14 protein-coding genes and 1 tRNA gene are annotated in these 22,608 nt (G+C 63.7%); 7 read left to right on the forward strand and 8 right to left on the reverse strand.

The window, feature by feature from the left end; all coding sequences use genetic code 11:
• Window positions 1-10: 10 nt before the first annotated feature.
• The gene (locus ACFOPH_RS18015) at window positions 11-1,531 is read left to right on the forward strand and encodes a GMC oxidoreductase (protein ID WP_379736750.1); all 1,521 of its coding nucleotides are present in this window, start codon (window positions 11-13) and stop codon (window positions 1,529-1,531) included.
• Between the two features lie 95 nt (window positions 1,532-1,626).
• Here the strand turns inward: ACFOPH_RS18015 and ACFOPH_RS18020 are convergent.
• Window positions 1,627-1,702 (reverse strand) — tRNA-Arg (locus ACFOPH_RS18020).
• 194 nt (window positions 1,703-1,896) lie between these two features.
• Between ACFOPH_RS18020 and ACFOPH_RS18025 the strand changes: the two genes are divergently transcribed.
• Both ACFOPH_RS18025 and ACFOPH_RS18030 read left to right on the forward strand, forming a co-directional pair.
• Entirely contained in the window at window positions 1,897-2,814 is a 918-nt protein-coding gene (locus ACFOPH_RS18025) for a c-type cytochrome (RefSeq protein WP_379736752.1), read from the forward strand.
• A gap of 358 nt (window positions 2,815-3,172) precedes the next feature.
• Entirely contained in the window at window positions 3,173-5,473 is a 2,301-nt protein-coding gene (locus ACFOPH_RS18030; RefSeq protein WP_379736754.1) for an RIFT barrel domain-containing protein, read from the forward strand.
• An 87-nt stretch (window positions 5,474-5,560) separates the two neighbouring features.
• On the opposite strand, the gene ACFOPH_RS18035 is transcribed toward ACFOPH_RS18030, so the two are convergent.
• The 6 genes from ACFOPH_RS18035 to ACFOPH_RS18060 form a co-directional block, all read right to left on the reverse strand.
• A complete protein-coding gene (locus ACFOPH_RS18035; protein WP_312548476.1) occupies window positions 5,561-5,761 on the reverse strand; it encodes a hypothetical protein in 201 nt (66 codons plus the stop codon).
• A 207-nt stretch (window positions 5,762-5,968) separates the two neighbouring features.
• Window positions 5,969-8,050: a M13 family metallopeptidase gene (locus ACFOPH_RS18040; protein ID WP_379736756.1), complete on the reverse strand. Its 2,082-nt coding sequence runs from the start codon at window positions 8,048-8,050 to the stop codon at window positions 5,969-5,971.
• Window positions 8,051-8,176: 126 nt separating this feature from the next.
• Entirely contained in the window at window positions 8,177-10,231 is a 2,055-nt protein-coding gene (locus ACFOPH_RS18045) for a M13 family metallopeptidase (protein WP_379736758.1), read from the reverse strand.
• Window positions 10,228-10,491 (reverse strand): hypothetical protein, encoded by a 264-nt coding sequence (locus tag ACFOPH_RS18050; protein ID WP_312548473.1) that lies wholly within the window; start codon window positions 10,489-10,491, stop codon window positions 10,228-10,230. The genes ACFOPH_RS18045 and ACFOPH_RS18050 overlap by 4 nt, the downstream gene beginning before the upstream one ends.
• 159 nt (window positions 10,492-10,650) lie before the next feature.
• Entirely contained in the window at window positions 10,651-11,625 is a 975-nt protein-coding gene (locus tag ACFOPH_RS18055) for an IS1595 family transposase (RefSeq protein ID WP_379736760.1), read from the reverse strand.
• A 419-nt stretch (window positions 11,626-12,044) separates the two neighbouring features.
• Window positions 12,045-15,293, reverse strand: a complete 3,249-nt coding sequence (locus tag ACFOPH_RS18060; RefSeq protein ID WP_379736763.1) for a S41 family peptidase — start codon at window positions 15,291-15,293, stop codon at window positions 12,045-12,047.
• Window positions 15,294-15,473: 180 nt separating this feature from the next.
• Between ACFOPH_RS18060 and ACFOPH_RS18065 the strand changes: the two genes are divergently transcribed.
• The 4 genes from ACFOPH_RS18065 (at window position 15,474) to ACFOPH_RS18080 (ending at window position 20,253) form a co-directional block, all read left to right on the forward strand.
• A complete protein-coding gene (locus ACFOPH_RS18065; RefSeq protein WP_379736765.1) occupies window positions 15,474-16,391 on the forward strand; it encodes a LysR family transcriptional regulator in 918 nt (305 codons plus the stop codon).
• 180 nt (window positions 16,392-16,571) lie between these two features.
• The gene (locus ACFOPH_RS18070) at window positions 16,572-17,987 is read left to right on the forward strand and encodes a S41 family peptidase (RefSeq protein ID WP_312548468.1); all 1,416 of its coding nucleotides are present in this window, start codon (window positions 16,572-16,574) and stop codon (window positions 17,985-17,987) included.
• A 197-nt stretch (window positions 17,988-18,184) separates the two neighbouring features.
• On the forward strand, window positions 18,185-19,306 hold the full coding sequence (locus ACFOPH_RS18075; protein WP_312548467.1) for a beta-ketoacyl-ACP synthase III: 1,122 nt from the start codon (window positions 18,185-18,187) through the stop codon (window positions 19,304-19,306).
• A gap of 188 nt (window positions 19,307-19,494) precedes the next feature.
• Window positions 19,495-20,253, forward strand: a complete 759-nt coding sequence (locus ACFOPH_RS18080) for a hypothetical protein (protein WP_312548466.1) — start codon at window positions 19,495-19,497, stop codon at window positions 20,251-20,253.
• Between the two features lie 209 nt (window positions 20,254-20,462).
• Here ACFOPH_RS18080 and ACFOPH_RS18085 read toward each other — a convergent pair whose 3' ends face one another.
• Window positions 20,463-22,493, reverse strand: a complete 2,031-nt coding sequence (locus tag ACFOPH_RS18085) for an NADPH-dependent 2,4-dienoyl-CoA reductase (protein ID WP_312548499.1) — start codon at window positions 22,491-22,493, stop codon at window positions 20,463-20,465.
• Window positions 22,494-22,608 lie beyond the last annotated feature (115 nt).

Here is a 22,608-nt window from a genome sequence, read left to right on the forward strand (position 1 = left end):
CCGCACGCCCATGCTCATCGACGCAAGATTGCTGGACCAGGACGCCACGATCGTGGCCGATATCTGCATCGTCGGCACCGGCATGGGAGCGATGTCGGTGGCGCATGCGCTGGTGCGCGCGGGCCGCGACGTGTTGTTCGTCGAAGCCGGCCCGCTCAAGGCCGCCCGCCGCTCGCGTCCGGCGGTGCAGACCGAGAACGTCGGCCGGCCATTCGGACTGTCGGTCAGCCGCGGGCTCGAGGTCGGCGGCGGCACCGCCTTCTGGCATGGCGTCTGCGCGCCCCTGGACCAGGAGGATTTCCTCGCGCGGCCCTGGATCCCGCACAGCGGCTGGCCGATCGACCACGCCGAACTGGCGCGCTGGTATCCGCTGGCCCGCGACTTCCTCGGCAGCCAGGACGGAGCGAGCGCGACGGCACAGCGCGCGGGCCCGGTCTTTCCCGCCGCCGACGTGCTCGACGCCAAGCCCTACCGCTACCGGGTCCCGCCCTTCCGCGGCAAGGAACTTCTATTGGAATGGTGCAGGCATGGACGCGCGCGCTGCCTCTACCACGCCACGGCGCTGCAATTGCTGCAGGCACAGGGCAAGGCCCGGTCGCTGCTCGTCGGCAGCGCGGGCAAGCAGTTCAGGGTCATCGCCAGGCGCTTCGTGATCGCGGCCGGCGCCCTGGAAACGCCGCGTTTACTGCTGAACTCGCTCCAGCAGGACAACGCGCCGCCGCCATCCTGGTGGCTCGGCCGCAACCTCATCGACCATCCCGCCGGCTACCTGTCGCAGGTGCGCTTCAAGCAGCCCTTCGACGAGCAATCCGCCGGCGAGGATGACGGCGGGCCGGCCACGCGCACCATGTCGGGCTTTATGCTCAGGGGCGAGATGCAGCGCCGACACCGCCTGCCCAACCATGCCGTCTTCATTCGCAAAGGGATCAGCCGGCTGCCGGTGCCCACCGCGGCGATGATGTCCTTCCTCGGCATGCGCGGCCCGCGCGACGTGGCCTTCACCCACCTGGCGTCGATAGTGCGCCACCCTTACATCCTCTGGCGCATCGCGCACCAGAAGCTGCCTTTACGCACGCGTTCGCGCTACGGGGACTTGTTCTTCATGACGGAACAATTGCCGAATCCCGACAGCCGGGTCAGGCTGTCGACACGGTCGCGCGACGAATTCGGTTTTCCGATCGCCCGGGTCGACTGGCGCCTCAGCGAACAGGACACGGCGATGTTCGCCGACTACCACGCGCTCCTGATGGCCAGCCTGCGCCGGAACGACAGCGTGCGCGGCCTGCGCGCCGATCCCGTGAGCCGCTGGGAGGAAACGGTGACCTCCGCCGCCCATCACCTCGGCACCGCGCGCATGGCGGCCACGCCCGAGCAAGGCGTGGTCGACTGCCAGTTGAAGGTCTTCGGCTTCGAGAATGTCTGGGTCGGCGACGGTTCGGTCTTTCCGACCGCCGGCAGCGTCAACCCGTCGCTGACGATCTGCGCGCTGGGACATCGCCTGGGGGCGCACATGCTCCAGGCGGCACGATGAAACAGGGGAAAGCGTGAGGCAGATGGTCCGCGTGCCCGGCCTGCTTGGAGAAAGTCGGCACATCGGGGGCGGTGCGGGAAGGTGAAAACGTCAGGTGGTGCGGCTGGCTGGGATCGAACCAGCGACCCTTGGCTTCGGAGGCCAATACTCTATCCACTGAGCTACAGCCGCACGGGAAACTCCTGAGCGATGCGAAGGATACAGTCTTTCGCGCCTGCCGTCCACGGAAAGTGTGGATGCGCTTGCGTGGATGTGCCATGGGGCATTTTTTGAGACTATAATCGCCGATTGGCGGCCTTTGCAAAAATGCATGCAAGATGGGCAAGCGCCGGGTAGCAGGTTTTTTTAATCGTATTAAGGAAATCATGAGCGACGCACACAATGAACAATCGTTTATCCGGACGCCCAAGCAACTCATCGCGGTGGTCGCTGGCTTTTTCCTGGTAATTGTCATCGGCATCATCCTGCTGGTCGCTTTTGTCACAACCGACAAGCTCGAGGGCGCCGGTACGCAGAGTCTGAGCGACGAAGCCGTCACTACGCGCCTGCGCCCGGTGGCCGAGGAAGGTTTCACGCTGGTCGACGCCAACGCGCCGAAAGTGCTGCAGGCGGGCGACGCCGTGTATACCGCCGTGTGCGCGGCCTGCCACAGCACCGGCGCCGCCGGTGCGCCGAAGACCGGCGTCGCGGGCGACTGGACGCCGCGCCTGGCCCAGGGCTACGACACCCTGATCAAGCATGCCATCGAGGGTATCCGCGCGATGCCGGCGAAAGGCGGCAATCCGGACCTCGACAACGTCGAGGTCGAACGCGCCGTCGTCTACATGGCCAACCAGAGCGGCGCCAAGTTCAAGGAACCGGCGGTTCCGGCAGCGCCGGCAGCAGCGCCGGCCGCCGGCGCCCAGACCGAAGTGGCTGCCGCTCCGGCTGCCCAGAACGCGGCAACGGCCGCGCCGGTCGCCGGCACCCCGTCGACTCCGGCGCCGGCTGCAGCGGCCCCTGCTGCTGCTGCTGCGCCGGCCGTTGCCAGCGCCGACACCGGCAAGACCCTCTACAACAGCGCCTGCGTGGCCTGCCACGGCGCCGGCATCGCCGGTGCGCCGAAACTGGCCGATAAGGCAGCCTGGGCGCCGCGCATCCAGCAGGGCAACGCCGTGCTGTACGAGCATGCGATCAAGGGCTTCCAGGGCAAGGCCGGCGTGATGCCGCCAAAAGGCGGCGCCAGCGCGCCGGATGCCGACGTCAAGGCTGCGGTCGACTTCATGGTCGCCGCCGCGCGCTGAGCGGCATTATAAAAGTGACATCCGGTTACAGGTAAGGCGCCCATCCTTGGCGCCAAACGGCCTGAGCCGGATCAAGCAGCTGGCTTGCGAACCGCCCTTTGGGCGGTTTTTTTATTGTGGATCTTTCGAAAAACGCAATATAAATACAAGCAAAAAACGCTTTCCTACTGAATAATATTCATGAAGAAAGCGATAATGTTGTGTTGTATTTGGGCGAAATTCTGAACAGACAGCTTGATTTTGCTGTTCCTGAGTTTTGCTTTGGCGTAACCTTCAGGAATTCCGTGAGGCAATAATTTGTTCCTCACAGTAACTCTCCTGAAGACCTGCCATGACTCTCCCACTCCATACTCATGCAATGCGAATTGCCGCAATCGCGGTGTTCGGTAGCACCCTGGCAGCCTGCGGCGGCGGCGGCGGCTCGGGCAGCAACACCAACCTGGCCAGCTCCAGCTCCAGCGACGCGACTCCAGCCCCGACCCCGGCGACCCAGACGCCGCCGCCTGTCGGCGCGTCCCCGAGCGGCACCCCGGTCGTTTCCGTTACCCCCGAGACCACCGCGCCCAGCGTTCCTAGTGTTCCCAGCGGCACGACGACTGCGCCGATCTCGGGCACGACGTCCGATCCGATGCCCCTGCCGATCGCCTCGGTGGGCGAGTATGCCGAGTACGGCGTCGTCACCGACGTGCGCATCCAGAACACCGGCAGCGCGTCCCAGGTGAATGCACCGTTCACCTTCGGTCAGGTCTTCGCCATCGGCGACCTGCCGCAGGGCTATTCGCTGGTCGGCCGCCTCGACGACGGCACCAAGGTGCCGCTGCAGCTCGACGTCAAGGCCTACCACGCCGACGGCTCGGTACGCCACGCCGTCGTCTCGGCCATCCTGCCGGGCCTTGCCGCGTCCCAGGTGCGCACCCTGGCGCTGATGAAGACCAATGCGCCGATCACCCCGGGCACGCTGTCGCCGAAGGTGCTGCTGTCGAACGGCTTCAGCTCCTCGGTGCATGCCGTCATCAACGGCGTCGAGTATAAAGCGTCGGCCGACGACATGATCAAGAGCGGCTGGAAATACAACACCTGGCTGTCGGGCGCCGTCGCCAACGAATGGCAGGTCTCGGCACCGCTGCGCAGCGTCGACGGCACCGAACACCCGCACCTGACGGCGCGCTTCGCGATCCGTTGGTACGACAGCATCAAGAAGGCCCGCGTCGACGTCACCGTGGAAAACAACTGGGCCTACGAGCTCAATCCGAGCAACATCACCTACGACGCCAAGGTCGTGGTGCGCGGCCAGGAAGTCTACGTGAAGCCGGCCATGACCCACCTGCACCACAGCCGCTGGCGCAAGCTGTTCTGGTGGGGCGACGAGCCGCAAGTGCACGTGCGCCACAACAGCGCCTACCTGATCGCCAGCCGCGCGGTGCCGAACTACGACCAGAGCGTGGTCACCCCGGAAGCGACACTGAACAACCTGATGGCGAAATGGACTGGCAGCGCCATCGAGCCGATGGGTGTGGGTTTGGCCAATCCCTACATGCCGAGTACCGGCGGCCGTAATGACATCGGCCTGTTGCCGGGCTGGGCCGCGACTTACCTGCTGACTATGGATCCGCGTGCCAAAGCTGTCACGCTGGGTACCGCTGACCTGGCCGGCAGCTGGTCCTCGCACTACCGTGACAGGAACACGGACCGTCCCGTCAGCTTGGTGGACTTTCCGTACATGACCATCCTCGGCACCAAGGGCGACACCAAGAATCCTGTGACAAAACAGTATGAAGCCTTCCCGGTCTGCCCAAGCACGAGCTGCACCACGCCGAACAAGCACGACACCTCGCACCAGCCGGCTTTCGCCTACCTTCCTTACTTGGTAACGGGCGACTATTATTACCTGGAAGAGCTGCAGTTCTGGGCTTCTTACAATGTGTTTCAGTCGAACCCGGGCTGGCGCAAGAACGTTCAGGGGCTGGTGGCTGACGACCAAGTGCGCGGCCAGGCATGGAGCATGCGCACGCTGGCTGAAGCGGCCTACATCACGCCGGACAGTGACCGTCTGAAGGAACACTTCCAGCGCATCCTGGCAAGCAATCTTGACTGGTACAACACCAAGTACACGAACAACCCGGACGCCAACTTCTTCGGTGTGCTCGACATGAATAGCGCTGTTATCTACAACAGCAAGCGCGGCGTGGCGCCGTGGCAGGACGACTTTTTCACCTCGGCCATCGGCCATGCGGTGGAACTCGGCTTCGAACAAGCGCGTGGCCTGTTGATCTGGAAGGCCAAGTCGCCGGCAATGCGCATGACCGACCCGGGCATCTGCTGGATTGACGGGGCGTTGTACGCGATGAGCATTCGTGACTCGGCCACCAGCCCCTTTTACACCAGCATGTCGCAGGCCGCGGACGCAAGCGAGACGGCCACTTTCCGCTCGCTGACCTGCGGCAGCGCCGAGATGGCTTCCTTCCTGAAATTGAAGGTGGGAGAGATGACCGGTTACTCGTCAACCGTGATCGGCTACCCGTCGAACATGCAGCCGGCCCTGGCGTATGCCGTGGATGTTCGCCTGAGCAACGGTGCCGCCGCCTGGAACAAATTCATGGCGCGCAGTGTCAAGCCGAACTACGGCACCGGCCCGCAATTCGCCATCGTGCCGCGCTAAACGGCGGCAGTCCCCGGCACAGCAAGGTGACCGAGGTTCATGAGATAGTCACCTCCACCCTATAAGCTCCAAGCTTGTAGGGTGTTTTCACTTTGAACGAAGGCCATCATGCAAAACGCTACGCTTGTCGGCAAAGTCTTGTGCAAGCACAGCTCTCACGTGCATGATCAGAACCGCCAAAGCAGGGCTCTGCTGCGCAATAAATTCGGTTGTAAGTAACTGATCCCGGTTCTTATTGCCTTCCATGCCCGCACTGTCATGACGAAAACGTGCGCCAGCGTCCATCATATGGTCCGGCTACTTGCTGACGATGGCTTATGGTTCAGGGCACCGAAAACCAAATCGTAATAGTGCCAGTCGGCACTGTGCCGCGCGTGCGACATCATATGAATCAAGGTGGCAACAAGGGGACGGCCTTAGAAACTATTAGCCTTCCACCGGACAAAAAAACCGCCCGGCTTGCGCGGGGCGGTCTTGCGGCCGGGGTCGACGTATTTACCAGATGATGACGCGGTCCTTCGGCGCCAGGTACATCTTGTCGCCCTGCTTGACCTTGAAGGCTTCGTAGAAGCCCGGCTGGTTCTTCAGGGTGCCGTTGGCGCGGAACTGGCCCGGCGAGTGCGGGTCGGTCTTCACCTGGGCGATCTGGGCCGGCTCGCGCATCTTCGAGCGCCACACCTGGGCCCAGCCCATGTACAGGCGCTGTTCGCCGGTCAGGCCGTTGATCACCGGCGCCTTCTTGCCTTTCAGCGAGATCTTGTAGGCTTTCGCAGCGATGGCGAGACCCGAGTTGTCGGCGATGTTCTCGCCCAGGGTCAGTTCGCCGTTGACGTGGTAGCCGGGCAGCGGGCTGTAGGCGCTGTACTGCTCGACCAGCATCTTGGTCTTGGCCTTGAAGTTCTTGTGGTCCGACGGGCTCCACCAGTCGCGCAGGTTGCCGTCGCCGTCGTACTGGGCGCCCTGGTCGTCGAAGCCGTGGCTGATCTCGTGGCCGATCACGGCGCCGATGCCGCCGTAGTTGACCGCGTCATCCGCGTTGGCGTCAAAGAACGGCGGCTGCAGGATCGAGGCCGGGAACACGATCTCGTTCAGTTCCGGGTTGTAGTAGGCGTTCACCGTCTGCGGCGTCATGCCCCACTCGTCGCGGTCGATCGGTTTACCGAGCTTGTTCAGCTCGCGGTTGTACTCGACTTCGCGCGCGCGCATCACGTTGCCGACCAGGTCGTCACGCTTGACGGTGAGAGCCGTGTAGTCCTTCCACTTGTTCGGGTAGCCGATCTTCGGGGTGAACTTGGCCAGCTTGGCTTGCGCTTCCTTCTTGGTCGCCGGGCTCATCCAGTCGAGCGTGTTGATCGACTCCTTATAGGCGGCCAGCAGGTTCGCGACCAGCTTTTCCATGCGCGCCTTGCGCTCGGCCGGGAAGTGCTCGGCGACGTACAGCTTGCCGACCGCTTCGCCCAGGCCGCGCTCGACCGCGCCGACGCCGCGCTTCCAGCGCGGTTCCTGCTGCGGCGCGCCCGACAGGGTGGTGCCGTAGAAGGCGAAGCGCTGCTCGGCGAAGTTCTTCGACAGGTAGCTGCCGTAGGCGTCGATCAGGTGCATCTGCAGGTAGGCCTTCCAGGTCTCGAGCGGGGTCTTGCCCGCGACCTCGGCAAAGCCCTTCAGGTAGGTCGGCTGGCTGACGATGACGTAGGAGGCCTTGGCGGCGATGCCGGCGCCGTCCAGCCAGGCTTTCCAGTCGAAGCCCGGCGCCACGTCGGCCAGCTTGGCCAGTTCGACCTTGTTGTAGGTCTTGACCGGGTCGCGGTTCTCGACCTTGGTCCACTGCACGCGCGCGATCTCGGTCTCGAAGTCGAGGACGGCCTTGGCATTGGCGGCGGCGTTCTTGTCGCCGGCCATCGTCAGCATCTTTTCCATGTGCTGCTGGTACTTGGCGCGCGCGTCGGCCAGCTTGGCGTCGTCCGATTTCAGGTAGTAGTCGCGGTCCGGCATGCCCAGGCCGGCCTGGTACAGGTCGGCGACGTACTTGGTCGAGTCCTTGGCGTCCTGGTGGATGTAGAACACCACCGGCACTTCCAGGCCCAGCTTGACCATGCGCGCCAGCACAGCCGGCAGTTCGGATTTGTCCTTGATCGCGGCGATCTTCGCCAGCTCGGCGTTCAGCGGAGTGATGCCCAGTTGCTCGAGCTTCGCTTCATCCATGAAGTTGGCGTAGAAGTCGCCGATCTTTTGCGTCTCGCTGCCGGCGGCGGCGTTCTTGTCGGCGGCGGCACGCTCGATGATCGCGCGCAGCTGCGGCAGGGTGTCGTCGCGCAGCTTCATGAACGAGCCCCAGCTCGACTTGTCTGCCGGAATCTCGACGGTTTTGAGCCACTTGCCGTTCAGGTATTCGAAGAAATCGTCCTGCGGGCGCACGGACGGTTCGATGTATTCGGTGGCGATGCCGGCCGACAGCACCGGCGCTTTCGTGGTCTTGGCGGCAGCGCCGGCAGCACCCGCGGCACCCGCGGCGCCTTCAGCTTGGGCAAAGCCGGCGATCAGGGCCAGCGTCAGGGCGCTGAGCATGTGTTCTTTCATCTGTCTCTCCACTGTTTTTGAATGAGATCGGCCGGCGCCCTGTGGGGCGCCGGCCGTTTTTTCCGTCAGGTCAGATATGCATACTTCCCGTAGATACGGGCTTTCTGCATGATCAGCTGGAAGACTTTACCAGATCGAGACGCGATCTTTCGGCGCCAGGTACATTTTGTCGCCTTCTTTCACGCCGAACGCTTCGTAGAAGGCCGGGTGGTTCATGACGGTGCCGTTGGCGCGGAACTGGCCCGGCGAATGCGGGTCGGTTTTCACCTGCACGATCTGTTGCGCTTCGCGCATCTTCGAACGCCACACCTGGCCGAAGCCCATGAAGAAGCGCTGGTCGCCGGTCAGGCCGTCGATCACCGGCGCAGGCTTGCCCTTCAGCGAGATCTTGTAGGCTTTATAGGCGATGGCCAGGCCCGAGTTGTCGCCGATGTTCTCGCCCAGGGTCAGTTCGCCGTTGACGTTGTAGCCAGGCAGCGGGCTGTAGCCGTTGTATTGCTTGACCAGCATGTCGGTGCGCTTCTGGAAGGCGTCGCGGTCTTCCTTGGTCCACCAGTTGCGCAAATTGCCTTCGCCGTCGGACTGGCTGCCCTTGTCGTCGAAGCCGTGGCCGATCTCGTGGCCGATCACGGCGCCGATCGCGCCGTAGTTCACCGCGTCGTCGGCGCGCATGTCGAAGAACGGCGGCTGCAGGATCGCGGCCGGGAACACGATCTCGTTCATCGAGCTGCTGTAGTAGGCGTTCACCGTCTGCGGCGTCATGCCCCATTCTTCGCGGTCGATCGGCTTACCCAGCTTGGTGATGTTGCGGTTGTAGGCGAACTCGGAAGCGCGCTTCACGTTGCCGACCAGGTCGTCGGAGCGGATCGCCAGCTTCGAGTAGTCGCGCCACTTGTTCGGGTAGCCGACCTTCGGCACGAACTTGGCCAGCTTGGCCTGGGCTTCGACCTTGGTGGCCGGGGTCATCCAGTCGAGCTGGTCGATGCTTTCCTTGTAGGCGGCGGTGACATTCTTGACCAGCTCTTCCATGCGCGCCTTGCGCTCGGCCGGGAAGTACTTGGCCACGTACAGCTTGCCGGCGGCTTCGCCCAGCGCGCCTTCGACCAGCGACACGCCCGACTTCCAGCGCGGACGGTTCTCGGTGACGCCGGTCAGCACGGTGCCGTAGAAGGCGAAGTTGGCGTCGACAAAGGCCTTCGACAGGTAAGGCGAGTATTCGCGCAGCAGCTGCCATTCGAAGTAGGACTTCAGGGTCGCCAGGTCGGTCTTGGCCAGCACCTCGTTGAAGCCGGTCAGGTAGCTCGGCTGGGCGACGATGACGTAGTCCAGCTTGTTGCCCACGCCGCTTGCGGCCAGCGCCGCGTTCCAGTCGTAGCCCGGGGTCAGCTTGCCCAGCTCGGCCACGCTCATCTTGTTGTAGCGCTTGACCGGGTCGCGGTTCTCGACCTTGGTCCACTGCACCTTCGCCAGTTCGGTTTCGAAGGCAACGATGGCCTTGGCCTGCTCGGCGGCGTTCTTCTCGCCGGCCAGGCCCAGGATCTGGGCCACGTGCGCTTCGTACTTGGCGCGGGTTTCCGCCATGCGCTTGTCGTCGAGCTTCAGGTAGTAGTCGCGGTCCGGCATGCCCAGGCCGCTCTGGCCGATGTAGGTCGCGTACTTGGTCGAGGCGCGCGCATCCTGGCCGACGCGGATGCCGTACGGGGTCGCCACGCCGATCTTCGACAGGTGGGCGACCAGGTTCGGCACGCCCTTCTTGTCCTTCAGGGTACGGATGCGCTGCAGCTCGCTCGCCAGCGGCTTCACGCCCAGGGTTTCTAGTTTGGCTTCATCCATGAAGCTGGCGTACAGGTCGCCGATCTTCTGCTCGTCGGTGCCGGCCTTCTTGCCCGTGTCCTTCTGCGCGGCCTCGATGATCTCGCGCAGGTGGGCCTGGGCGTCGTCGCGCAGCTGCATGAAGGTGCCCCAGCTGGCCTTGTCGGCCGGGATCTCGGTCGATTTCAGCCACTTGCCGTTCAGGTAAGTGAAGAAGTCGTCCTGCGGACGCACCGAGGTGTCGATGTACTGGACGTCGATCCCGGAGATCGGCGCGCCCGTTTGGGCGGTGGCGCTTGGGGTGTCGCCGGCATGGGCGAAAGCCGCCAGCACGGACAGGGTCAGGGTGCTCAGAAGGGTACGTTTCACAGGAAAGTCCTCGATTGCTGAAAAAGCGGCGCGTGGCCACGAAAAAACGGGACGCGGCCGGTAAGCCAGGTCCCAGGGTTCAATGTGCTGCGATGCGGCGTCCGCGCGGCGGCGGGCGCATGGCGAATGGCGGTGGCGCCGGCGCGACAGGCCGGCGGCGAACAGGTGTCCAGGGAAGCGGCGGCGCCCCGGCGAATGCCGGGGGAGGCGTACACGCCGCGCCCGTCAGGGCGACGCAGGCGCGGGTTCAGCGTCTTCATCTCTTGTATTTTTTATAGGACCGCACGCCTGGGCGGCACGGCCGATGTTATGTGTTGTCGGGCCATTCTAGCGGCTGCCGGGCCGGCCGTTACAGCCGGGGCCGTTTTTTTACTTTTCGATACAACCGCCGCCACACCGCGGAAAATAAAAAGGCGCTGTCACCGTTCGTTGTGGATGAGCCCGATCGCAAGGCGGAGTAACTGATCGGCAGAAGTGACCTTGCCGCCATCGAGCATCCGGCGCCATCCCAGGTAGTTCGGCAGGTAGCGCGATGCGACCCCATGGAAAGGCGCCAGCCATGCCCGCAAGCGCTGGTGATAGGCGTTCACGTTCTGTACGTGGATGGCGCCCTTCGGGCCTGGCCGGACACGCTCGCCGGCGCTGACATTGACGGCCTGGTGCGCAATGCCATGGGCGCGGGCGAAAACACGATAGGCCGCGTTCGCGTCCGTCACAAGCAGAACGTCCCTGTCCAGGAAAGGCAGCAGGTGATGCTCGAGCTGAACCTTGCTGACGGGGCCGCGGCCGACGACGGCATCGATGGTCTGCCTGTTGCGGTCACGCGCCACGAGGATGCAGTCGAGTTCGCGTGAAATGCCGCGCCTGCTGGCCGCGCCACCCCGCTTGCGCGCCGGCCGATCGAGCTTGCGCGAACCTTTTTGGGATTCCAGGATGAACATTTCGTCGGCCTCGGCGATACCGTTCAGGGATTCCGGCCGGTCCGCCTTCACCCGGTCCAGGAAGCGATGCCGCCAGCGAAAAGCGGTGTTCCGGTGTACCTTGACGCCGTCGGCCGCCGCCCGCACCGGGCGGGATGCCCGCAGCGCATCGAGATAATCTAGCCATTTCCCACGCAGCCGCAAGCCTGCCAATGGCGTGCCGGTCAAGTCGTTGAAGGTGCGCCGGCACGCGCGGCAGCGGTAGCGCTGCAGGTCGTTGGAGTGCCCATGCCGGTGCCAGCGTTCGCACCGGCAATGCGGGCAGCAGCGTGCGGTCGACCTGACTTGTGCGATCAGCGCGAGCACCTGGTGCAGCCCGGCAGCCGGTCGCAAGGCGTCGAGGACGCGCAGCCGTTGGGGCCCGCTCAGTGCGGGCAAGGCCGCAAACCACTTCGTGAAGCGAAGCGCTTTCATGGTCGACCCGTATCGATGGCGATGCGGGTTGGACCGTGAATGAGCTCGACAGTTCACCGCTCATCCATAGCTAACGGTGACAGCGCCAATAAAAAAGCCCACGGAGAACCGTGGGCAAAATCCACTGCGAAAACGGTGGAGAGAGAAAAACTGCAATTGACTATAGGACCACGCCAAACCCGCCGCGCCGATTCTTACAATTGCTTACCGGAAGTCCAAACGGCTTTACAAACGCCGGCTGTTACGTCTCAATAAAGACTTGAAACATACCGACAGAAACAATGACTCAGCAAAGCCGCCGGGGCAGGCACTGTAGTCACGATCCTTGAACAGGACACCCCAAAAGCGAAGTTCGACCCCATTAAGATCATGATAAAAATGGGGAAATACCGGGAAGTCCAACGCGACAGAGCCCCGCTCTATTGGCGTGATTCCGCTGTTGCCTGATCCGGGAGCCGGTTCGCTTGGCCGTCAATCGCCTCGATCATCAGCTTCACTGCGGTTTCGAGTTGCGCATCGTGCCCTGCCAGCAGGTCGGCGGGCATGTTCTCCACCACCACATCAGGATCGACGCCGTGGTTTTCCACGACTTCTTTCCTCTGCATGCCGTAGACGGCCCTGGACGGAATCGTGATAAAGCCGCCATCGATCAACTGTACGTTGCCGTTATAGCCGCGCAGGCCGCCCCAGGTACGCGTCCCTACGGCTTGGCCGAGACCATACTGCTGGAACAGATACGGAAACAGCTCCCCGTTCGAGCCCGTCCAACGATTGATCAGTATTACCTTGGGGCCGGCACCGAGTTCCTGCGGCTGCGTGTCCATGGCGCCGGTGCGGTTCCCGTTGAACGCAGCCTGCGTCCGGCGCAAGCGTTCGATCATGTAGTCCGCTACCGAGCCGCCGCCGTTCCAGCGTACATCCATGATCAGCGCCTGTCTGTTCAGCTGTGCGTAGAACTGGCGCGTGAACTGCTCCAGGCCACGTTGCCCCATGTCCGCCAAATAGACGTAGCCCACACGTCCGGATGACAGCCGATCCACCGTTTCCCGGTTGTGCTCGATCCAAGCCAGTTCGCGCAGGTTCATCTCATTGACCACCGGCTGGACGCGCACGTGCCGGCGCGTGCCTTGTGGTGAGTCCGCAACGTCCAGGTCGACGGGACTGGAGGCATTCAGCCCCTGCAGAAGCGCGTCCGGCACCATGGGCGCCCGCAACTCCATTCCGTTGATGGCCAAGACGTAATTGCCGGCCTTGACCGGCAACCCGGGTTGTCTCAGCGGGCTGCGATACTCGCGCAGCGTATTGTCGCCGGCATGGATTTTCGCAAGCTTATACCGTCCGGTATTCCGGTCGAGCGCCCAATCGACGCCGAGTCGGGGCCGGTCCGGGGTGTCGGCCGCATGACCGTCGTCGCCGCCCCCGACATACATGTGGGAATTCGACAGTTCCCCGAGCATCTCGCCAAGCAGCCAGTTCAAGTCGCTGCGCGAACCGAGCAGCGGCAGCAGTTTCGCGTAGCGTACGCGCACGGCATCCCAGTTCTGGCCGTTCATCGTCGGAGAAACGAACAGGTCGCGCTGGAGCCGCCAGGCATGATGGAACATCTGCGCCCATTCGACGGACGGATCCACCGTCACGCGCAGGCGATCGAGGTCAAGGCGCTGCGCCGGGGCAGCCGCGGCGCCGGGCTCGGCATCCAGCACGCTGTAGTCGTCCCCCTGTTTGACAAGCACTTTTTCGCCATCCAGCGACAGCGAATAGCTGTCCAGGCCTTCGGCGACGACACTGTCTTTTTCGGTGTCGATATCGAAGCGGTGCAGGGTCGGTTTTTCGCCTTTTAATACGCCATTGAACAGGGGGATAGGCTGTGTCAGGTAATAAAGCCGGCCCTTGCGGGCATCGAGCTGGACGATATTGCCCGGCTCCACCGGCACGGCCACGGCCTGCGCCATCAGGTTCTCCGGGACCATGATCTCCGTACTATCGGGCAGGTGGATCGCGTAAATGCCCGTGGATTTCACCATCGCAAAGTCAATTTCTTGGTCGGAAGGCACAGCATTCACGTGACGGGCCGAGGTAAAGTACAGGCGCTTACCGTCGGGTGACCACGCCGGGTTGGCGTCAGTGCCTTCGCCCTTGCCCAGGCGGTGCGTGCGGCCGGTTGCGATCTCGTACAGGTAAAGATCGCGCCGCTTGGCGGTCGCGGCCATGCTGAACGCCAGCCAGCGACCGTCGGGTGAAAAGACTTGGTCGTGGATGCCTTGGCGCTTGTCCTGCGCCACCTGACGCGGCGCACCGCCATCCATACCGATCAGCCACAAGCGGTGCTCACCATCGCTGAAACTCAGGCTGCGTCCATCCGGCGCGAACACAGGCGTGAAGAAATAACCCTTCTCGAAATGCGTCAGCAGCCGCTCTGGCCCGCCGTCGACGGAACGCACCGCAACTTGGCGGGCGCCATCGACCTCGGTCACGTAAGCCACCGTGCGGTTATCCGGGGACCAGGCTGGGGCGTCCTCTTCGACACCGGCGCTATTCGTGAGGTTGACCGGCCTGCCGTCCTGCGTCGGGACGCTGAACAGCTCGCCGCGTGCGGAAAAAAGGCTGTGCCGCCCATCGGGTGCGAGTGCATAGTTGACGCGGTCGGGCAGGTCAAGGTCACCGTCGCGTACGACAGCGGCGCCGCGCACCAAGTCCTTGACGGCAACGGTGCGCTTCATCGTGCGCGGGTTGTCGCCCGGGAGCGACACCTTCACCTCGCCAAGGCGCTCGTTGGGCAGGTCCAGGCGATACAGTTTGCCGCCCTGCTGGAAAGTAATCGCGTTATCGCCAAGCGCCGGCGTATCGATGTCGTAGTCGGTGAAATGCGTTACCTGGCGCCGCTGGTTGGTGTCCAGGTCGAGCATCCAGATATTCGCCCGCCGCTCGCTGTCCTGGTCCGACAGGTAGTAGATCTTTCGGCCATACCACATCGGGAACCCATTGATGCCGGCCCAATCGGTCAGCCGGCGAAGCTCGCGCGTCTCGAAGTCATACGTAAACACCTCACGCGACATGCCGCCATCGTAGCGTTTCCAATTGCCGCTCTGCGTCAGCAACCGGTTATAGGCAATGGTGTGGCCGTCTGGCCCATAGGTGGCCATGCCGACCGCGTTGTCGAGCGGCATGGCCTCGGGAAGTCCGCCCGCCACCGGAACCCGGTAGAGCTCCCGGACGAGCCGGTTCCATTGCGTGTGCTGGCTCAGGTAGACGATATATCTCGAATCCGGCGACCAGGTCACGACAATATTGTCCAGCCCACGTCCGTTGTGATAGGTCAGCCTCATGGCATTACCGCCCGCCGCCGGTATCACCCAAACATCGCTACCGGCATTGTTCATTCCTGTATAAGCAATCCAACGGCCATCCGGCGACACACGCGGATACACATCGGTCCCTGGCCCCTTTGTCAACTGTACTGCCGTACCGCCGCTGCGCGGCACCGTCCAGAGATGCTCGTTCGCACCGAAGACGATCTTGCCGTCGTACGCTTGCGGATACCTTGGCAGGGCCGCGAACGCGGCGGCGCCATTGACCAGCAGAGTGAACGCCAGCAGGGATGGGATGAACTTCCATGATCGCGAGGGGGTAGGAAGCGTGCTGCCGACTGCCGGTTTTGGGAATGCCATAGATGCTGCTTTTCAAAAAATCAATGGGTGATTGCTCCCTATCGGGTAGCCAAGGTTTCGTATGGAAAATCCTAACCGCTCTGCATCAATTCAACAAATCGATCCAAAATATGAGTTGCATCGATTATTTCGATGCACCATCAGCATGGTAGGCTGCGCCTGGACCTCATCGATACGTCTATGCAAGCAATCAATCACTTCAACCTGCGCACCTTCGACCTGAATCTGCTGCTGGCTTTCGACGCTCTCATGCAAGAGTTGAGCGTGACACGCGCGGCGGCGCGGCTGAAAATCCGGCAACCGGCGATGAGCCATGCATTGGCGAACCTGCGCACGCTCTTCGACGATGCGCTGTTCATCCGTACCGGCCACGTGATGCAGGCTACCGCGCGTGCAAAAGCGCTGCACGCCGCCCTCCATCCGCTTTTGCTGCAAATGCAGGAGGCCCTCGCCGCAAAGGCCCGGTTCGACGCGGCCAGCGAAACGCGCACTTTCCGTTTGGGCATCAATGGACAAGCGGAGGCGATCATCGTCCCGGCCCTGGTCGCTCATCTCGGACAGCATGCCCCCGGCATACGGATCCAATCGATTCCCATCGCAGAGCAAGCCTTCCATGTCTTGCTGAACGACGACCGGATCGACTTGATGATCGCGCATGCATCCGACGACCTGGGATGGTTGCGCCGGGAGAAGCTGTACCGCGAACAATACGTCTGCTGCTTCAATCCTTCTCTGCTCGCCTGTTCGACACCGATCACGGCAGACGAGTATTTTGCTGCCGTACACGGCTTGGTGTCGGCCGACATGGATCTATCGGGATTTCTGGCATACATGCTCCGGCATGCTGCGGCGCAGTTGCAGGTGACGCATTCCTCGCACAATGTGATGACGCTGCTTGCCATGGCCGCGCAGTCGCCGCTCATCGCCTCACTGCACGGCCGGGTCGCTGCGCGCCATGCGGCGGCGTTCGGCCTGGCCATCAGCCCCTTGCCGTTCGACGTCGACGATCTGGAGGTCGACATGATCTGGCACCCGCGCAGCGACAACGATCCCGCGCTCGACTGGTTCCGCGCATTAGTACGCTCGTGCGTGCCTTGAACTGGTTCTAGCGTGTCTATCGACACTTGAGCGCTTAACGGAATCCCGTAGAGCGCGTAGACAAAATCGAAGGCCTATCCATGGCATGCTGACCCGCCTGGGCGCGAATCGGGTTTATACTGGACGCGCGCTATCTCATGCGTGCACAGCGGGGCCATGCGCCGCCGCACAGAACGATCTATGGGCTCCACTCTGAAGAACACCGGCCTGCTGGCCGTTGGCGTTGCCGCCGGCGTCGCGGTCACGATGCAGTTTTCCGCGCTCGCCTACAAGCCGGTCGAGCCGAGCATGCCGCTCGACGAACTGCGCCAGCTTGCGCGGGTGGCCGGCATCATCCAGTCCGAATACGTCGAACCGGTCAAGGGCGACAAGCTGCTGACCGAGGCCATCAACGGCATGGTCGGCTCGCTCGACCCGCATTCCGGCTACCTCGATCCGGCCGCCTACCGCGAGCTGCGCGAAGGCACCGAGGGCCGCTTCGTCGGCCTGGGCATCGAGATCGGCCAGAGCGACGAAGGCTATGTCGAGATCGTCGCGCCGATGGAGGATTCGCCGGCCGAGCGCGCCGGCATCCAGGCGGGCGACCTGATCACCCGCATCGACGGCGCCGACGTGCGTGGCCTGGGACTGGAAGAAGCGGTCAAGCGCATGCGCGGCACGCCCGGCACCCGCGTCACGCTCACCATTGCGCGCGCCAGCGCGCCGCAGCCGCTGGTGCTGACGGTCGAGCGCCAGGAAATCGTGCAGAAAAGCGTCAAGGCCAAGCTCGTCGAGCCGGGCTACGCCTGGCTGCGCATCTCGCAGTTCCAGGAGCCGACGGTGGACGACATGGCCGCCAAGCTGGCCGAGCTGGCGCGCAAGGAACCGCAACTGAAGGGCCTGGTGCTCGACCTGCGCAACGACCCGGGCGGCCTGCTGCAAGGCGCGATCGGGGTGGCCGCGGCCTTCCTGCCCGAGGGCGCGGAAATCGTTTCGACCAATGGCCAGCTGGCCGAGATGCGCCAGCGCTTCTTCGGCCGGCCCGAATACTACATGCTGCGCAGCGGGCGCGATCCGCTGGCGAACGTACCGCACGTCTTCAAGACCCTGCCGCTGGTGGTGCTGGTGAATACCGGCTCGGCCTCGGCCTCGGAAATCGTCGCCGGCGCGCTGCAGGACCACAAGCGCGCCGTCGTCGTCGGCAGCCAGACCTTCGGCAAGGGCTCGGTGCAGACCATCCGCCCGATCGGTCGCGAAGCCGCGGTCAAGCTGACCACGGCGCGCTATTACACGCCGGCCGGACGCTCGATCCAGGCGCGCGGCATCGTGCCCGACTTCCCGGTCGACGAAACCGCCGAGGACGACGGCCTGAACGCGCTGCGCATGCGCGAAGCCGACCTCGAGCGCCACCTGTCGGGCGAGGCCGAGGAAGCGACGCGCCAGGACGACATCGAGGCGCAGATGGCCCTGCTCGACACGCTACGCCAGCGCAAGCCGCTCGCCTACGGCAGCGACGACGACTTCCAGCTGGCGCAGGCGGTCAGGCACCTGAAGGGCGAACCGATGCAGTTGTCGAAGCGGCAGGAAGACGCGAAGCTGGCCGGGCACGCGCGCTGAGCACAGCCGGCGCAGGTGAGCGCAGGTGAGCGCAGGTGAGCGCAGGATGCAGTATCAATATGGCAAATAACGTCATCTAGAACCGAAGAAACTGCCTACAAAATAGACACCCCGACAATTCCCAGCTACTCCCCGATTGTGTAGAATCCCCGTCAGTCTGCGGGGAACACCCCGTTATCTCCTTTGAAAGTCCTCTTATGAAAACTGTCGTCATCAGCGGCACCGGCCTGTTTACGCCCCCGTATTCCATCTCGAACGACGAGCTGGTGACGGCGTTCAATGCCTACGTCGAGCAGTTCAACGTCGAGAATGCCGCCGCCATCGCCGAAGGCAGCGTCACCGCGCTCGAACCGTCGAGCAGCGCCTTTATCGAAAAGGCATCCGGCATCCAGTCGCGCTACGTGATGGAAAAGGAAGGCATCCTCGATCCGTCGCGCATGACCTCGCGCATCCCCGAACGTTCGGACGAGGAACTGTCGCTGCAGGCCGAGATTTGCGTCGCCGCCGCCAAGGATGCCCTCGCGCGCGCCGGCCGCGTGGCCAGCGACATCGACATGGTGCTGGTCGCCGCCTCCAACATGCAGCGCGCCTACCCGGCCATGGCGGTCGAGGTGCAGGAAGCGCTGGGCATCGAAGGCTTCGGCTTCGACATGAACGTGGCCTGCTCCTCGGCCACCTTCGGCATCCAGACCGCGATGGCCGCCGTCCAGACCGGCCAGGCGCGCGCCGTGCTGGTGCTGAATCCGGAAATCACCAGCGCCCACCTGAACTTCCGCGACCGCGACAGCCACTTCATCTTCGGCGATGCCTGCACCGCGATGGTCATCGAAGCGGCCGATACCGCCGTCAGCGCGCACCAGTTCGAGATCCTCGATTCGAAACTGAAGACCAAGTTCTCGAACAACATCCGCAACAACTTCGGCTTCATGAACCGCTTCGACGAGTCGGGCGTGGGCAAGGCCGATAAACTGTTCCGCCAGCAGGGCCGCAAGGTGTTCAAGGAAGTGTGCCCGATGGCCGCCGAGATGATCAAGGAAACGGTGGAAGCGGCCGGCTTGCAGATCCCGCAGGTCTCGCGCTACTGGCTGCACCAGGCCAACCTGAACATGAACCTCCTGATCGCGCGCATGCTGCTCGGGCGCGACGCCGAGCCGGGCGAGGCGCCGGTGATCCTCGACAGCTACGCCAACACCTCGTCGGCCGGCTCGATCATCGCCTTCCACAAGTACCAGGACGACCTGCCCGCGGGCGCGAACGGCGTCATCTGCTCGTTTGGCGCCGGCTACTCGATCGGCTGCGTCGTGGTGCGTAAAAAGTAAGCGATTCCTGCCTGCTCGGCAGTCAAACAAGGGGTGCGTTTCGGCGCACCCCTTGTTTTTTTATCCACACTGTCGTTACAGCGCAACTTCTGCTGCATTGCGGCATCGAATAATTAAATAATTTATATTATTTCTGCTAATATCCGCCTGAAAGTTGAACTTCAATCAATAATAAAAAGGGGAAAGTCATGGCAGAGATCAGCGATACGCAGGCGGTGCGTACAGAGGCACGCCAGCTCGTCGTCGGCCCGTCCGACTTGTATGCTCTGCATCGCAAGATTCTCTTCCTCGCATTCCTGCTGGTGCTGGCGCACAGCGGCGCGATGGCGCTGAAGTACTACGCCGGCAACGACATGGCGCTCGGCCTGGTGCCGCTCTTCGACTTCTACGAAGAGCACAACATCCCGACCTATTTCTCGTCCCTGAACCTGCTGCTCACCTCTTGCCTGCTGTTCGCGACCGCGCGCCTGGCGCATGTGGCCGGTCACAAGGACGTCCTGGCGTGGCGCATCCTGGCGGCCGGTTTCCTGTTCATGTCGGTCGACGAATTCGCCGACCTGCGCATCATCCTGAGCAAGATGGTCAAGGCGGTGGCGGGCGCCCACTTCGAAGCGGTGCCCGTGCTGTCGGTGGCGTGGACGATACCGGTGGCGGCCATCGTCATCGCGGTGGCGATCTACATGATTCCCTTCCTGCTGCGCCTGAAGAAGGTCTACATGATCAACTTCGCGCTGGCCGGCGCGGCTTTCGTGTTCGCGGCCATCGGCTTCGAGACCATCGAAGGCCACCATGTGGCGCAGACCGGCGGCGTGCGCGACTTCGCCTTCATGCTGATGGTGACCGCGGAAGAGTCGATGGAAATCTTCTCGATCATCTACTTCCAGTACTTCCTGCTTCGCTATATCAACGAATATCACCGCGGGGTGTACCTGCGCCTGAGCTACTGAAGGATTCGCGGTGTAAAGCGCAGGGACGTAGGGTGGGCGCCCCGTGCCCACGCGTTCAAATCACGCAAGAAGGGCCAGCACAGCGCAATGTCAAACGCCTATTGAACGCATGGGCGGCGCCAAGCCGCCTTGCGTCGTGTTGGCGCGAAAAGCAGGCCAACAATGCTCATCGTTCACGCGTAGGCACAGGGGCGCCCACCCCACAACGATCACAAGCGCGCAGCCAGCTCCGCCCCTTCGCGGATCGCGCGCTTCGCATCCAGCTCGGCCGCCAGCGCCGCGCCACCGATCTTGTGGAAGCGCGGGCCGTTACCGGCCTCGGCGGCCGTCAGCTCATCCAGGCTTTCCTGCCCGGCGCAGATCACCACGTTGTCTACCTCCAGCACCTGCTGCTTTCCGCCGACCGTGATGTGCAGGCCGGCGTCGTCGATGCGGTCGTACTGCACGCCCGCCATCATCCTGACACCACCACGGGAGAGCGCCGCGCGGTGCACCCAGCCCGAGGTCTTGCCGAGGCCCGCGCCCGGCCGCGTGGTCTTGCGCTGCAGGAGCCACAACTGGCGGTAGGGATGCGCCGGCACGGGTTGCACCAGGCCGCCCGGCGTCGAGACGTTCAGGTCGACGCCCCATTCTCCAGTCCAGGTCGACACCGGCTGGGGCAACGGGTGTGCAGGATCGTGCAGCAGGAATTCGCCGGTGTCGAAACCGATGCCGCCGGCGCCGATGATCGCCACGCGTTTGCCGACCTGGACCTTGTCGCGCAGGACCTCGAGATAGGACAGCACCATCGGGTGCTCGATGCCGGGAATCGCGGGTTTGCGCATGCGTACGCCGGTGGCGACGATCACCTCGTCGAAGCCCTGCGCCAGCAGCTCCTCGCGCGTGACGCGGCGGTTCAGCGCGACCTGCACGCCGGTCGTTTCCAGCTTGCGCCCGAAGTAACGGATGGTTTCGGCGAACTCCTCCTTGCCGGGGATCTGCATGGCGACGTTGAACTGGCCGCCGATGCGGTGCGACGCCTCGAACAGCGTCACCTGGTGGCCGCGCTCGGCCGCCACGGTCGCGGCCGACAGGCCGGCGGGCCCCGCCCCGACCACCGCAATGCGGCGCGGCGTGTTCGTCTTCACGTACACCAGTTCGGTCTCGTGGCAGGCGCGTGGATTGACCAGGCAGCTGGCGCGCCGGTTCGCAAAGGTGTGGTCGAGACAAGCCTGGTTGCAGCCGATGCAGGTATTGATCTCGTCGACGCGTCCGCTCGCCGCTTTCGCGACAAAGGCGGCATCGGCCAGGAAGGGACGCGCCATCGACACCATGTCGGCGTCGCCGCGCGCAAGCAAGGTCTCAGCCTCGTGCGGCATGTTGATGCGGTTCGAGGCCACCACCGGAATGCCGACCTCCTTGCGCAGGCGCCCCGCCACGCCGGCAAAGGCCGCGCGCGGCACCGAGGTGACGATGGTCGGCACGCGCGCCTCGTGCCAGCCGTAGCCGGTGTTCAGGATGGTCACGCCGGCCTGTTCCAGCGCACGCGCGACGGTGACCACTTCGTCCCAGGTATTGCCGCCTTCGACCAGGTCGAGCACCGAGTGGCGGTACATGATGATGAAGTCGGAGCCGACGGTATCGCGGATGCGGCGCACCACTTCCAGCGCCAGGCGCATGCGGTTCTCGATCGGGCCGCCCCACTGGTCGCTGCGCGTGTTCACGCGCGCGCACAGGAACTGGTTCAGCAGGTAACCCTCGCTGCCCATCACCTCGACGCCGTCGTAGCCGGCCATCTTCGCCAGCTTCGCGCAGCGCGCGTAGGCGCGGATGGTGGCCTCGATGCCGCGCTCGGTCAGCGCCCGCGGTTTGAAGGGAGAAATCGGCGACTTGGTGGCGCTGGCCGAGACCACGAAGGGTTGATAACCGTAGCGCCCGGCGTGCAGGATCTGCAGCAGGATCTTGCCGCCCTCTTCGTGCACGGCGCGGGTGACGCGGCGGTGGTTCGGCACGTCGCCGAGAAAATTCAGGGTGCCGCCCATCGGCAGCAGCCAGCCCTGGCGGTTCGGCGAGATGCCGCCGGTGACGATCAGGCCGACGCCGCCGGCCGCGCGTTCGCGGTAGAAGGCGGCCAGCTTGCCGTAGTTGTAGAAGCGGTCTTCGAGCCCGGTGTGCATCGAGCCCATCATCACGCGGTTCTTCAGCGTGGTGAAGCCCAGGTCGAGCGGTTGCAGCAGGTGGGGGTAGGCAGTGTTTGTCATCACGGCATTAAACCGTGAATCTGTGGAGCGGGGGTTCTAAACGTGAGGTGGCGTTTCGATGTGCATGCGTTGTACCGCGTGGGTTCGAGAACCCACCCTACGGATCGCGGTGGTA

Source organism: Massilia haematophila (assembly GCF_042647645.1).
GTDB classification, from domain to species: domain Bacteria; phylum Pseudomonadota; class Gammaproteobacteria; order Burkholderiales; family Burkholderiaceae_D; genus Telluria; species Telluria haematophila.

Excerpts from the sequence above, each read along its gene's own strand:
- ACFOPH_RS18025 (WP_379736752.1), top strand. The coding sequence starts at position 1,897 with ATGAGCGACGCACACAATGAACAATCGTTTATCCGGACGCCCAAGCAA.
- ACFOPH_RS18055 (WP_379736760.1), bottom strand. The coding sequence starts at position 11,625 with ATGAAAGCGCTTCGCTTCACGAAGTGGTTTGCGGCCTTGCCCGCACTG.
- ACFOPH_RS18030 (WP_379736754.1), top strand. The coding sequence starts at position 3,173 with ATGCGAATTGCCGCAATCGCGGTGTTCGGTAGCACCCTGGCAGCCTGC.
- ACFOPH_RS18015 (WP_379736750.1), top strand. The coding sequence starts at position 11 with ATGCTCATCGACGCAAGATTGCTGGACCAGGACGCCACGATCGTGGCC.
- ACFOPH_RS18075 (WP_312548467.1), top strand. The coding sequence starts at position 18,185 with ATGAAAACTGTCGTCATCAGCGGCACCGGCCTGTTTACGCCCCCGTAT.
- ACFOPH_RS18070 (WP_312548468.1), top strand. The coding sequence starts at position 16,572 with ATGGGCTCCACTCTGAAGAACACCGGCCTGCTGGCCGTTGGCGTTGCC.
- ACFOPH_RS18065 (WP_379736765.1), top strand. The coding sequence starts at position 15,474 with ATGCAAGCAATCAATCACTTCAACCTGCGCACCTTCGACCTGAATCTG.
- ACFOPH_RS18040 (WP_379736756.1), bottom strand. The coding sequence starts at position 8,050 with ATGAAAGAACACATGCTCAGCGCCCTGACGCTGGCCCTGATCGCCGGC.
- ACFOPH_RS18035 (WP_312548476.1), bottom strand. The coding sequence starts at position 5,761 with ATGATGGACGCTGGCGCACGTTTTCGTCATGACAGTGCGGGCATGGAA.
- ACFOPH_RS18050 (WP_312548473.1), bottom strand. The coding sequence starts at position 10,491 with ATGAAGACGCTGAACCCGCGCCTGCGTCGCCCTGACGGGCGCGGCGTG.
- ACFOPH_RS18060 (WP_379736763.1), bottom strand. The coding sequence starts at position 15,293 with ATGGCATTCCCAAAACCGGCAGTCGGCAGCACGCTTCCTACCCCCTCG.
- ACFOPH_RS18080 (WP_312548466.1), top strand. The coding sequence starts at position 19,495 with ATGGCAGAGATCAGCGATACGCAGGCGGTGCGTACAGAGGCACGCCAG.
- ACFOPH_RS18085 (WP_312548499.1), bottom strand. The coding sequence starts at position 22,493 with ATGACAAACACTGCCTACCCCCACCTGCTGCAACCGCTCGACCTGGGC.